Origin of the sequence: Cytobacillus kochii, assembly GCF_044790165.1 — a bacterium.
In the GTDB taxonomy this organism is placed as follows: domain Bacteria; phylum Bacillota; class Bacilli; order Bacillales; family Cytobacillaceae; genus Cytobacillus; species Cytobacillus kochii.
On the sequence record NZ_CP085254.1, the window covers coordinates 4,424,047 to 4,436,488 of the forward strand.

Consider the following 12,442-nt stretch of genomic DNA (forward strand, 5'->3'; position numbering starts at 1 on the left):
TTCAGACTGTGTGATAATTAGATTGGTTAATCGCCATAGTAACATTATCATTTGTCTAAAGTCTATTTTCAACTATTGGTGCATACCCTTTTACGCTCAACATCACCTCTTTTTGCTGCCACTTGCATCTACATCACTTCTGCACGCTTATCCTATCCTCTGCTTATCCTCCCCTATAGGGATATTTATTAGACCAAAGGATATGTTTAACAACTCATCTACCGTTTCTTACATCTAGTTCTCCAATAAGTGAAGAGAAAAGCCCCCATAAATTCGACCAGTTATTATGTTGAGCAACATCGAATAAGTTTTTTATTTTTACCATTGTATCTAACGTAACGTGAGGTTTTATAATACTACATAAGGAGGGCCTCTTATGACAAATGATTATTACCGTATTGGAGAATTTGCTAAGAAAACAAATACGACCATTCGTACATTGCATTATTATGATGAGATTGGCTTATTAAAGCCCGCACGCACTAGCAAAACAGGTGATAGATATTATTCTACAAACGAAATATTAACAGTTCAAAAGATTGTTACTTTAAAATACTTGGGTTATCCATTAAATAAAATACAGAAACTTCTCAACAACAATGAGTGGGATCTGCGACAATCTCTTTCGTTTCAACGAGAAGAGCTCGTTATCAAAAGACAGCAAATAAATCATATGATTAAAACATTAGACCATGCTCTTTCTATTTTAGAAGAAAATCAAACAGTTGATCCCAATATTTTCATTATGCTTATTAACTCCATTCAAATGGAGGCGGAGCATAAAGAATGGATGAGGAATTTTATCCCTGAGCATATGATTCAAGATATCTACAATATTTCTGATGAAAAACAACAACAACTAAACAAACGAGTCGCTAAAGAATTTGCAAACATAAAAAAGTTGGTGGGCGCTGATCATAATGATGAGCATGTCCAAACAGTGGTTGCAGCCATTTGGGATATCCTCTATGACCTTTATCCCAATATAGAGGAAATCATTCTCCGCATAACAGAAGTAAATGACGATATTGATCGCCATCTTGCCGAAGCTCCTGTTCTTTTCCCCTCTCCATTTACAGTGGAAGAAGAAGAATGGCTTGCCCAAGCTATCTCCATTTATCTAGAAAAGAAAGGAATGGAAAAAATTGAAGACAAAAAAGAAAACGACTAGTCTGTGGTCATTATTAAAAGGCGCAAATGTACCAAAGTGGATCATAATTGTTGCTTTGCTACTCAGCCTACTTGAAACCGCAGCAGGATTAGTCGTTCCATTATTCACAGCTAATATGGTCGACCAGTTAGCTACATCTCGCCTTGAACTTTCGCTCATTGCATTATTAGGAGGCGCGTTCATTATCCAAACAATTGCCTCAGGTTTCTCCTTTTATTTAATGACTTATATTGGAGAGAGAATGGTTGCTTCTTTACGAAGGAAACTATGGGAACATTCCATCCATCTCCCAATTCCTTTCTTTGATAAGCATCAATCAGGAGAAACAATGAGCCGCATCACACAAGATACAAATATAGTAAAAACGTTGATTACCCAACATATTATTACTTTTATAACGGGAATGATTTCAATCATTGGGGCAATTATTATTCTACTAATGATTGACTGGCGAATGACACTCATCATGCTTATTGCTGTTCCATTAGCCGTTCTTATAATTATGCCGCTCGGGCAAAAAATATATAAAGTCTCTTTATCTACCCAAGATCAAATGGCTGACTTTACAAGTAACCTTGGTCGGGTCTTATCAGATATTCGACTTGTGAAGGCTTATCAAGCTGAAAAAACGGAGATTGAAAAAGGGAATAAAAACATTCAGCGCTTATTCCAATTTGGTTTAAAGGAAGCAAAAATCCAGGCTGTCGTCTCACCATTTATGACCTTTATTATGATGTTTGTTCTTGTTGTCCTAATTGGATACGGCGGTGTACGAGTCGCTTCAGGGGAATTATCTGCAGGTTCATTGGTAGCTATTATTATTTATATGTTCCAGATTGTTGTTCCATTTACCCAAATGGCTTCCTTCTTTACTGCTTATCAAAAAGCAATGGGTGCAACAGAAAGAATTCAGGATATGTTAAATACACCTACTGAGAATATGAATGAAGGAACAAAAGGGATAATTCATCCAGAGGAGATTTCTTTTAACCAACTCCAATTCTCATATAAAGATGACCAGATCATTAAAGATATCAATTTACACATTCCAGCTGGAAAAACGACGGCATTTGTCGGTCCAAGTGGTAGCGGTAAAACAACCTTATTCGCTCTGCTCGAACGCTTTTATGAACCTAATGGTGGCCTTATTCTATTAAATGGTCATCCTGCAGACGAGTATGCTCTTGAAAATTGGCGGGAACAAATTGGTTATGTTTCTCAGGAGAGCCCGCTGATGTCTGGCACGATTCGAGAAAACTTAACATATGGCACGAAAAGAGAAATTAGTGAAGAGGAATTACGGCAAGCAACTATACAAGCTCATGCAGCAGAGTTTATAGAGAGATTGCCAAATGGTTTAAACACTGATGTAGGCGAAAGAGGAATTAAACTCTCTGGTGGACAACGCCAACGCATTGCCATTGCTAGGGCCATTATTCGTGATCCAAAAATTCTTTTATTAGATGAAGCCACATCGAATCTTGATAGTTCATCCGAACAACTCGTACAATCAGCTCTCCAAAATTTAATGAAAGGCCGAACAACACTCGTCATTGCACACAGACTGTCAACTATCATTGATGCCGACCAAATTATTGTTCTCGAAAATGGAAAAATTACAGGAAAAGGGACACACGCTGAATTGCTGCAATCACACCCTTTATACGTACAACTCGCTACAAAGCAATTAAATATCAGTCAAACGTAAGCTGAGAGAGAGGCATACCTCTACTCAGCTTCTTTTATGACCCACTTTTAACAGGAATAGGTTGCTCAACACCGTCAAAGCCTTCTTGATAAATACGACTAATAATTGATTCAATTTCAGGCTCTTCGACAGTTAAATCTTTAATATTATGTGTTTGTGTAATTTGCGTGATAACACCCGAAGCAGATATATCTTCTCGATTAAAGCGTATCCAATACTTACCTGCTTCTTCTTTAAACACTTCTGCTTTTTCAAGCGTCAATGGCTTAGAATGTTGTTCTAGATCTACTACAAGAGTACGAATTTTCCCAAATCGATTTTTCACTACAGCCATTTCTCCATCATACACTTTCTGCCCGTGATCAATTAATACCATCCTTTTACAAAGTTGTTCGATATCTTCCATATCATGGGTGGTTAAAATAACTGTAATATCGCGTTCTTTATTGATTTCTTTTATAAATGTACGCATGCGTTCTTTCGCCACTACGTCTAACCCAATCGTTGGTTCATCTAAGAATAAAATGGGAGGATCATGCAGTAAGGAAGCGGCAATGTCAGCACGCATTCTCTGACCTAACGAAAGTTGCCTGACTGGCGTATTGATGAACTCATCTAGCCCAAGAATTTCCGTAAATGTATTCATATTTTCTTTATAGCGGCTATGCGAAACTTGATAAATTTCCTTTAATAATTCGAATGATTCAATCGTTGGTAAATCCCACCATAATTGCGTTCTTTGCCCAAAGACAACACCTATATTTTTTGCATTTGCTTGGCGGTTTTCATAAGGAACGATGCCATTTACTTTAACCGTTCCTCCACTAGGCACAAGAATTCCGGTTAACATTTTAATCGTTGTTGATTTCCCTGCACCGTTAGGCCCGATATAGCCGACCATTTCTCCTTTATCCACAGTGAAACTTACATCCTTTACCGCATGCTTCGTATAAAATTCACGTTTTACCAGACTTTTCATGGCACCAAGAAAGCCGGTCTCACGTTTCGCAACTTTAAATTCTTTCATCAACTGATCTACTTCTATGATAGCCATTCTTTACCCTCCACTCTGTTTATGACTGCCAACCTTCACTACGCTTTATGAGCCCGTACTCTTATAACGGCTGAGTCCTAGCATCCAAATGTAATAGGCAATAATGAAGAAAACAATACCAACCAATGGTGAAAAATAACCAATATTTTCTGGAAAGTATGGCGTTTCTTTACCCAAGATAACGCTTGCAGGAAAATAATTCACAAAACCAAAAGGAACAACAAACGCCCTAAACCATTGCACCATTTTTGGATAAATGACTAATGGGTAATTCGTTAAGTTTCTTGCTGGATACATTACTACCCAATAAAATTGCTCCGATTTCGTTGTCCAAAAAGCAAAAGCTGAGATAATCACGAGCAAGCCACCTTGTATAAGGACTCCACCAATCACTGCGGCCAATAAAAACAGGACATTAGCAATGGTCCAATGAATGTGTAATTCTACACTTACCCAAATAAAAATAAAGATACTAAAAATAAACTGTCCAAAGGATGCCACATCAAATTTCATCGCCATAAAGTGAAAAAAAGGATTAATCGGTCGCACTAAGAAACGATCAAATGTACCGTTCAAAATGTATGTATCAAGACTACGAAAATGGAAAAATAAAATAATGCAAAATCCCCAAGAGAGCACAGCTATTGCAAATAAAAATAACATCTCATAAAAATTCCATGTACCTAACTCCTGAAACTGATAAAGCATTACCCACATCGTTATCGCCGTTCCTGCATACGAGGTCAGCATCCCTACAATCCTCATAAAGAAGGCAAATCGGTATTGCAGCTGGGCCCTTATACCAGCAGCAACAAGTTTAAAATATAAATCAATATATCTCATGAATGTACTTATCCCCCTTGAACAACTACCTTCTGCGATGCTTTATTCCATACTAATCTTAAAAAGATATATGTAACGACCACCCAAAACAACTGAACCCCAATAGAAGTAAGGATTTGATATCCTGCAATCTCACCAATAAAGATCGCATTTGGTATGTAATAAATACCTTGAAAGGGCAAGTATGAGGCAAAGCTCGCGAGCCAACCTGGGAAAAACCACAATGGAATAACAGAACCAGATAGTAATGACATCGCAAAATAAAAGATATCCTCAACTCCGCCGGTTTCTACTAGAAAGAAAGTTAATAATCCAAAGGCCATTTCAATACAATAACGAATTAAAAACCCAATAAAAGCGGCAAATGAAAAAGCTAACCAGATAAGTGGATCGTTAGGTAATGAAAGGTCCATGAAGAAAAATAATATAATATACAAAGGTAATAGTGCAGTAATCATATAGAAAAACACACTGCCAAAGTCTGCGAATAAATAACGTAAAGGTATATCAAAAGGACGCATTAATTCCAATGAAATATCACCAGTACGCACTTTTTCTTGTATTTCCCAGAGAGGAGTCCCTGCCCCGTTTACACCTGAGAGAAATTGACTTACTACAATATATGTAAGCATTGCTTGAAAACTGACGCCACCAGCCTCTTCTCTACCCGCATATAACGCTGTCCAGATAGAACCCCACATTAAAAGAAAGATCACATTAGAACCGAGTCTAGACCAGACATCAAACCGGTACACAGCCGAACGAAGAAAAGACTTTTTGGCAAACGTCCAATACAATCGATAATTGAACATCTACTTCCCACCTGCTTCTTTAAAAATCACGTCATCTGCAAACATTTTAACATAATTTTACTAAGTCTCACCCCTTTTAGTTTGACAATTATTAAAATTGACAATAGAATAACATCTCTACCATTTTTAAGTATAAGGTTGGCAATTAATATAGAATGAATTAAAATGTAGTCTGACTTATTTTTATTAGAAGGAGACATCAACTGATGCGTAAATATAAATTATCGGATATGTTGACCTTCCTCATTCCGTCAATTCTAGGTATCTTATTCTTTATGATTCCTATTAGTATTGATGGGGAGGTAACAATTCCTATCGCTATATTATCCGGCTGGATACAGGATTTATTAAATGGATATATTCCACTTATTATGGTCGTTATTATTGTCCTTACTTTAGTAGGAACTTTGATTGCCAAGATATCTCCTGCTATATTCAAAAACTCACCCTTTTTAAATAACCTATTCAATGTCACATATGGATGGGTAATTGTCCGCTTTATCGGGGCTGTATTTGCTGTTCTAACATATCTCCAATGGGGAGTTGAAGCAGTTTGGTCTACAGCTACTGGTGGACTTTTATTATTTGATCTATTGCCCGTTTTATTTAGTGTATTTTTATTTGCCGGCTTACTTTTGCCGTTATTAGTCAATTTCGGTCTACTAGAGTTATTTGGTTCTTTACTTACCAAGGTAATGAGACCACTTTTCAAACTACCAGGTCGTTCAGCAGTCGACTGTGTTGCCTCTTGGATTGGAGATGGCACAATCGGAGTGCTTTTAACAAGTAAGCAGTACGAAGAAGGCTATTATACAAAAAAAGAAGCGGCTATTATCGGAACTACCTTTTCTGTTGTGTCTATCACTTTCAGTCTTGTTATTATTTCTCAAGTTGGTTTGGGGGATTACTTTATTCCTTTCTACTTAACCATACTAGCAACAGGGCTTATTGCAGCATTTATTATGCCTCGTATCCCACCACTTTCAAGAAAAGCGGATACTTATTATAAAGAGAAAGCAAATGAAGCCGATGAGGACATTCCTAAAGGCTATAATTCTTTTACTTGGGGTATTGATTCTGCGATTAATAGAGCAAAGAAAAATAAAGATGTTAAGGCTTTCTTCACCGATGGCTTTAAAAATATTTTAGATATGTGGATGGGTGTTGCACCGATTGTTATGGCCCTCGGCACACTCGCGTTAATTTTAGCTGAATATACGCCTATCTTCACTTGGATAGGAATTCCATTTATTCCTATTTTGGAGCTTTTAGGACTACCTGAAGCTGCTGCCGCATCTGAAACATTATTCGTTGGGTTTGCAGATATGTTTTTACCTTCTGTCATGGGGGCAGGAATTGAAAGTGAAATGACACGGTTTGTCATCGCTGCTCTATCCGTATCACAGCTCATTTATATGTCTGAAGTTGGCGGATTACTACTAGGTTCTAAAATTCCTGTATCTTTCTTTGATTTAGTACTCATTTTTATTCTGAGAACAGTTATTGCTTTACCAATTATTACATTGGTTGCTCATTTTATTTTTTAACACGTTATTCTTTCTCGGGAAATAAATTTTCGCCACCTGTCATTCCTAACAGGTGGCGTTTTTATATACATTGAATTGATTGAACTTTTGATAGATGTATAACTAAAAAGATCCATCGGTTACGATAAAACCTCCACCCATACAACGTTTGTCCCTTTATGAAGGTTGGACAAAACCATAGTTGTTCTCCATTTTTAAGCGCCATACAGTGAATACGGTATAATCCTTTCACACAAATTTGTTTCAAAATGAATTCAGGTTGTTCTTCAGGTAGATTGGGCATTTTTTTTGGCGGTTTATAAGAAGGGGGCGTTTGCTGGAATGTACCTATATCCATATTTTTTAACAGCTTCCCTTTCATACCTTTTGGTTCATGTACGTTAAAATGACTCATATTAATCACCTCATGCACATCTTATGTGAAAAATGACTATTTGGCCTCACACCTCTTTAGAAATTCACGATAATCCCTATGCAGAAAACAAAAAAATGCCTGCAGTAACATCTTCTGAGGCATTTGGTATTTTATTGAGCGATCTCGTATAATTCTGCACTTGTCATTTTAATGAGGTCTTGCAACGTTAATTCTATCTGAGTACCTAATTTACCCCCACTAACAATCATACTTTTCAAATCTTTTGCTGATGCATCGATAATGGTAGGATATTGTTTTTTCATACCAATTGGTGAACAGCCGCCACGAATATAGCCGGTTATCTTCTGAATATCTTTCACATGAATCATTTCAATTTTTTTCTCACCTGACGCCTTAGCTGCCTTTTTCATATCCAGTTCCTTATCGACTGGAATAACAAAGACATAGTTTTGCTTACTTGCACCCGCTGTCACTAATGTTTTAAAAACCGTTTGACCTGATTTCCCCGTTTTTTCTGCCACCGAAAGACCATCTATTTTTCCATCCGCGACATCATAAGTCATGATCTCATAGCTTACTTTCGACTGATCTAATAACCGCATCGCATTTGTTTTTCCTTTTGCCATTCATCTACAACTCCTAGAAATAACGAAAAAATATATTTATATTTGCTTATGTTCGATAAACTCTAGCTTCATATGGACGGAGTTTCATTTTCTTAGATAGCGATAGATCGCCTTGTGCTTGATAGTTCCATAATAATAGCTTTGCACTATCCCTGACAAGTTGGTGATTTAAATTTACAGTTACGCTACACTCAGACAGGTTTACTATAACCAGAAACCTCTGTTCTTCATCTTCTCTTGTATAAGCAAAAATCTGTTTATGATTTGGAAAAAGAAGATTATATTCACCCTCAATAAATGTAGCGTGAGTTTTCCTTAAAGTAATCATCTCTTTGTAAAATTGCAATACAGAATGATTTGAATTCTTTTGGAGGGTAACATTGATTTTTGTATAATTCTCATTTGTCTCCATCCATGGTTTGCCCTCCGTAAAACCTGCGTTTGAATCAGAGCTCCACTGCATAGGTGTACGGCTATTATCACGAGAAGAAGCCCAGATGAGTTTCATAATCTCTTTATGTGACCAACCTTTCTGTTGTTTGTCCTTATATAGATGATGAGTGAGGATATCATAATAGGAGGACATCCCTTCGAAGTGCACATTCGTCATGCCTATTTCTTGGCCTTGATAAATAAAGGGGGTGCCTTTCATAAAGAAGTACATACATGCTAAGGCTGTGGCGCTTTCATACCAATAATCTTTATCATTTCCCCAAGTTGAAACAATTCTCGGCTTATCATGATTTTCGAGAAATAGAGCATTCCAACCATCTGAAGCTAGTGCGACTTGCCATTTTGTTAATACTTCTTTCAGAGCAATGATATCCAGGACTGGTTTTTCTTCTGCATCCCATAAACCAAGATGCTCAAATTGAAAAACCATATCCATTTTCCCTTGATCTTTACCAACCCAAAGAAGAGACTCCTCTGCACTAACCCCATTTGCCTCCCCAACCGTAACGACAGGGTACTTCCCATACGTTTCTTTTTTTAATTCTAAAAGCCAATCATGGATTCCAGGTTGATTCATATGCTTCGAGAAAGAAGGAACATATGTCTCTTTATTAGTTGGAGGGATGTCTGGTAATCCCGGGCTTTTCTTGATATGACTAATCGCATCAATTCTAAAACCGTCTACTCCTTTTTCTAGCCACCAATTGACTGTATCGTATAGTGCATGACGCACCGCTTGATTTTCCCAGTTTAAATCTGGTTGTTTTTTAGAGAATATATGCAAATAATATTCATCCGTTTTTTCATCAAACGTCCATGCAGAACCACCAAATATACTGGCCCAGTTATTCGGCTCTTGCCCATCTTTTCCTTTTCTCCAAATATACCAATCTCGTTTTTTCGATTCCTTGCTAGCTTTCGACTCTATAAACCATGCATGCTCATCACTTGTATGGTTTAAAACAAGATCAATAATTAGTCGCATACCTCTTTGATGCACTTCTTCTAATAATTGATCAAAGTCATTCATTGTCCCGTATTCAGCTAGTATTTCTTGATAATTTGAAATGTCATAGCCGTTGTCATCGTTAGGAGACTGATACATCGGACAAATCCAAATTAAATCAATCCCAAGTTCTTTTAAATATGATAAACGTTGAATAATGCCTTGAATATCCCCAATGCCGTCCCCATTTGAATCTTGAAAGCTTCGCGGATAGATTTGATAGGCAATTGCGTTTTTCCACCAAGTCACATCCCATTCCTCACCTTCTACTAACGATTAATTAATGATTTATGAATCCATATGGCCGCCTGAGAGCCTTCACCCATAGCAATTGTCACTTGTTCTGAATGAGCCACAACATCACCCGCAGCCCAAACATGAGGGACATTCGTCATTTTCGAGCGCCCATCCGTTATAATATGCTGATTACCTAAACGTTCTACACCTAATTTTGCTGCTAAGTCTGATTTCACCTGATTCCCTCCATAAGCAATAAAACCCCTCTCACCTTCTACAACCTGCCCAGATTCCAATCGAACCCCCCGAAACGATGAGTCCTCTGCCAATACTTCCGCTATTTTTTCTTCAATCACTTCTATTCCTAATTTCTCTAACTGTTGATAAGTTTGTGGATAAACCTCTTTTTTCTCATCATTAACGAATATTATTGAATTCGTCCAATAAGCAAGCGTCAATGCCATATTAGCACCCGTGTTCCCAGAACCCATCACAACCGTTGTTTTATCCTTCACCTCATACCCATCACAGTCTGGACACACATACACAGTCAAACCTAGACATGGGCCGAGCGATTCATAAGGAGGAATATGGTCCATGATTCCTGTGGCAAGTAATAACCGCATGCCCCTATATTGCTTATTACTTCTTGTGTAAATAATGAACTCCTCTTCCTCGTATACAATGTCTACCACTCGTTCATCTTGATAATGAACACCATATTGTTCTCCATGCGCTCTCCCGATTTCCCTTAGATAAGGGCCGCTTACGCCATTAGAATAACCTAATATATTATGATAACTTTGACAGATTGACGATCGACCTTGATTATCATCAAGCACTAACACCCGGTGTTTATAACGACCTAATTGAATCGCTGCCTGTAACCCTGCGATTCCACCACCAATAATGATGCATTCGTATTTCATACTCCTCATCCCTCCTCATTTTCATCTTTGTATTGTTTCCAAACGGATGAAAAAAAATGAAAAAGGGCAACAAAAACTTATTATCCACAATAAACACATTAACTTGTGGATAAACCATATATATACACAGGGTTATACACATACGAACAAACGCTTGGTTTAATAGCTTTTCTCCGTGATATAAATAACTTCTTCCTTTGAATCCATTTCACCTTTTTAAGTTATCCACTTTTTGTTGTGGACAACTGTTGATAAGTGCTAATATTCTTTAAATTCTTTTCGAGTGACGTGCTTTTTAACTTTTTAGTTACTCAGACTTGCGGCACACTCCTTTTTACTTTGTTTATTTCTGGAGGAGCTCTTCTTTTAGTCGCGGTTCTTCCTTTTTCGCTACTCATTTCTTGGGTACTCTCTTTTTAGTCGCGATTTCCCCTTTTTCGCTACTCATTTCTTGAGGAGCTCTTCTTTTAGTCGCGATTCTCCCCTTTTCGCTACTTATTTCTTGGAAGGCTCTCTTTTTAGTCGCGATTCTCCCTTTTTCCCCTACTTATTTCTTGGGGAACTCTCTTTTTAGTCGCGATTCTCCCCTTTTCGCTACTTATTTCTTGGAAAACTCTCTTTTTAGTTGTGATTCTCCCCTTTTCGCTACTTATTTCTTGGAAAGCTCTTTTTTTAGTCGCGATTCTCCCTGTTTCCCTACTTATTTCTTGAGGAGCTCTCTTTTTAGTCGCGATTCTCCCCTTTTCACTACTTATTTCTTGGAAAACTCTCTTTTTAGTCGCGATTCTCCCCTTTTCGCTACTTATTTCTTGGAAAGCTCTCTTTTTAGTCGCGATTCTCCCTTTTTCCCTACTTATTTCTTGAGGAGCTCTCTTTTTAGTCGCGATTCTCCCCTTTTCGCTACTTATTCCTTGGAAAGCTCTCTTTTTAGTCGCGATTCTCCCTTTTTCCCTACTTATTTCTTCAGGAGCTCTCTTTTTAGTCGCAATTCTCTCTCTTGTTCCCTAATTAAAGACATATCTTCACAGACCCACCCAACATGGATTCAAAAATAACAAAAAGGTTGCCCACCCACGTCGGCAACCTTCCTGCTATTTATTCATATGTGACAAAAAACCACCTAATAAATCATCAATATCTTCTTCGGCTTCTTCCTTATGTGGTTCTGGTTCGTTTTTCTTCGCTTGATTCCAATCGAAACTATCTAGTTCATCTTCAAACGTCGCATCGTCAGCAGGTTCTTCCGCAGCAGCAGTTTCCTGCCATTCATCAACAGGTCGAGCTCCTGATTCTTCCTGCAAATATAATGCTTCATCGATATTAGCTGAGCCACTATTTAAAGAGGCTAATAATGCTGTAGCTCTGAGTGGGTCGGAAATAAGCTGGTACACAATACTTCCGAGTAGTGCCTCAGAATGCTCGTGTTTTAGCCAATCCTTTTGAACCTTTGTTAAGTGTTTCGGAAGTGGAATCGTAATAGCTTCTCTCTCATTACTCTTATTTTGATTGACTCCCGCAAGGACAATTTCTGCAACCTTACTAGAAAAATTTCTTCTCTCTGTTGTTTTTAACCTTTGTAGCTCTTTTAGTAAATAATCTGGTGTATCAGATGGTATTCGGAATGAAATTGACTGACCCCTTTTCAATTCCGAAGAAGCTGGTTTTTTCATCAAAACTCAC

11 protein-coding genes are annotated in these 12,442 nt (G+C 37.7%); 3 read left to right on the plus strand and 8 right to left on the minus strand.

Annotation, left to right across the window (positions count from 1 at the left end):
- The first annotated feature begins 376 nt into the window (after positions 1-376).
- Together LG276_RS22500 and LG276_RS22505 are read left to right on the plus strand one after the other, a co-directional pair.
- Positions 377-1,171 carry a MerR family transcriptional regulator gene (locus LG276_RS22500; RefSeq protein WP_404292965.1) on the plus strand — a complete coding sequence of 265 codons (795 nt, stop codon included), beginning with the start codon at positions 377-379 and terminating at the stop codon, positions 1,169-1,171.
- Positions 1,146-2,879, plus strand: coding sequence for an ABC transporter ATP-binding protein (locus LG276_RS22505; protein ID WP_289434942.1), 1,734 nt, complete (start codon positions 1,146-1,148; stop codon positions 2,877-2,879). Before LG276_RS22500 ends, LG276_RS22505 begins: the two co-directional genes overlap by 26 nt.
- Positions 2,880-2,913: 34 nt before the next feature.
- On the opposite strand, the gene LG276_RS22510 is transcribed toward LG276_RS22505, so the two are convergent.
- From LG276_RS22510 to LG276_RS22520, 3 genes are read right to left on the minus strand one after another with little or no spacing between them, the layout of a single operon-like run.
- Positions 2,914-3,933, minus strand: a complete 1,020-nt coding sequence (locus LG276_RS22510) for an ATP-binding cassette domain-containing protein (protein ID WP_404292967.1) — start codon at positions 3,931-3,933, stop codon at positions 2,914-2,916.
- A 45-nt stretch (positions 3,934-3,978) separates the two neighbouring features.
- A complete protein-coding gene (locus LG276_RS22515) occupies positions 3,979-4,776 on the minus strand; it encodes an ABC transporter permease (RefSeq protein WP_404292969.1) in 798 nt (265 codons plus the stop codon).
- Positions 4,777-4,784: 8 nt separating this feature from the next.
- Positions 4,785-5,588 carry an ABC transporter permease gene (locus LG276_RS22520; RefSeq protein WP_404292971.1) on the minus strand — a complete coding sequence of 268 codons (804 nt, stop codon included), beginning with the start codon at positions 5,586-5,588 and terminating at the stop codon, positions 4,785-4,787.
- Positions 5,589-5,794: 206 nt separating this feature from the next.
- On the opposite strand from LG276_RS22520, the gene LG276_RS22525 reads away from it, so the two are divergent.
- Positions 5,795-7,135, plus strand: coding sequence for a YjiH family protein (locus LG276_RS22525; protein ID WP_224936860.1), 1,341 nt, complete (start codon positions 5,795-5,797; stop codon positions 7,133-7,135).
- Between the two features lie 61 nt (positions 7,136-7,196).
- Here LG276_RS22525 and LG276_RS22530 read toward each other — a convergent pair whose 3' ends face one another.
- From LG276_RS22530 to LG276_RS22550, 5 genes are all read right to left on the minus strand, one after another.
- Complete coding sequence (locus tag LG276_RS22530) at positions 7,197-7,529, minus strand: hypothetical protein (RefSeq protein WP_224936861.1); 333 nt, start codon at positions 7,527-7,529, stop codon at positions 7,197-7,199.
- A gap of 131 nt (positions 7,530-7,660) precedes the next feature.
- Positions 7,661-8,137, minus strand: a complete 477-nt coding sequence (gene ybaK, locus LG276_RS22535; RefSeq protein ID WP_251162380.1) for a Cys-tRNA(Pro) deacylase — start codon at positions 8,135-8,137, stop codon at positions 7,661-7,663.
- A gap of 46 nt (positions 8,138-8,183) precedes the next feature.
- Positions 8,184-9,845, minus strand: a complete 1,662-nt coding sequence (locus LG276_RS22540; protein WP_404292973.1) for an alpha-glucosidase — start codon at positions 9,843-9,845, stop codon at positions 8,184-8,186.
- A 20-nt stretch (positions 9,846-9,865) separates the two neighbouring features.
- Positions 9,866-10,762: an NAD(P)/FAD-dependent oxidoreductase gene (locus LG276_RS22545; RefSeq protein WP_404292975.1), complete on the minus strand. Its 897-nt coding sequence runs from the start codon at positions 10,760-10,762 to the stop codon at positions 9,866-9,868.
- Positions 10,763-11,853: 1,091 nt separating this feature from the next.
- Positions 11,854-12,432 carry a hypothetical protein gene (locus LG276_RS22550; protein WP_289434951.1) on the minus strand — a complete coding sequence of 193 codons (579 nt, stop codon included), beginning with the start codon at positions 12,430-12,432 and terminating at the stop codon, positions 11,854-11,856.
- Positions 12,433-12,442 lie beyond the last annotated feature (10 nt).

What these genes read in the sequence shown, in the direction of transcription:
- LG276_RS22500 (WP_404292965.1), top strand. Translation starts at nt 377, where the DNA reads ATGACAAATGATTATTACCGTATTGGAGAATTTGCTAAGAAAACAAAT.
- LG276_RS22510 (WP_404292967.1), bottom strand. Translation starts at nt 3,933, where the DNA reads ATGGCTATCATAGAAGTAGATCAGTTGATGAAAGAATTTAAAGTTGCG.
- LG276_RS22515 (WP_404292969.1), bottom strand. Translation starts at nt 4,776, where the DNA reads ATGAGATATATTGATTTATATTTTAAACTTGTTGCTGCTGGTATAAGG.
- LG276_RS22520 (WP_404292971.1), bottom strand. Translation starts at nt 5,588, where the DNA reads ATGTTCAATTATCGATTGTATTGGACGTTTGCCAAAAAGTCTTTTCTT.
- LG276_RS22525 (WP_224936860.1), top strand. Translation starts at nt 5,795, where the DNA reads ATGCGTAAATATAAATTATCGGATATGTTGACCTTCCTCATTCCGTCA.
- LG276_RS22530 (WP_224936861.1), bottom strand. Translation starts at nt 7,529, where the DNA reads ATGAGTCATTTTAACGTACATGAACCAAAAGGTATGAAAGGGAAGCTG.
- ybaK (WP_251162380.1), bottom strand. Translation starts at nt 8,137, where the DNA reads ATGGCAAAAGGAAAAACAAATGCGATGCGGTTATTAGATCAGTCGAAA.
- LG276_RS22545 (WP_404292975.1), bottom strand. Translation starts at nt 10,762, where the DNA reads ATGAAATACGAATGCATCATTATTGGTGGTGGAATCGCAGGGTTACAG.
- LG276_RS22550 (WP_289434951.1), bottom strand. Translation starts at nt 12,432, where the DNA reads ATGAAAAAACCAGCTTCTTCGGAATTGAAAAGGGGTCAGTCAATTTCA.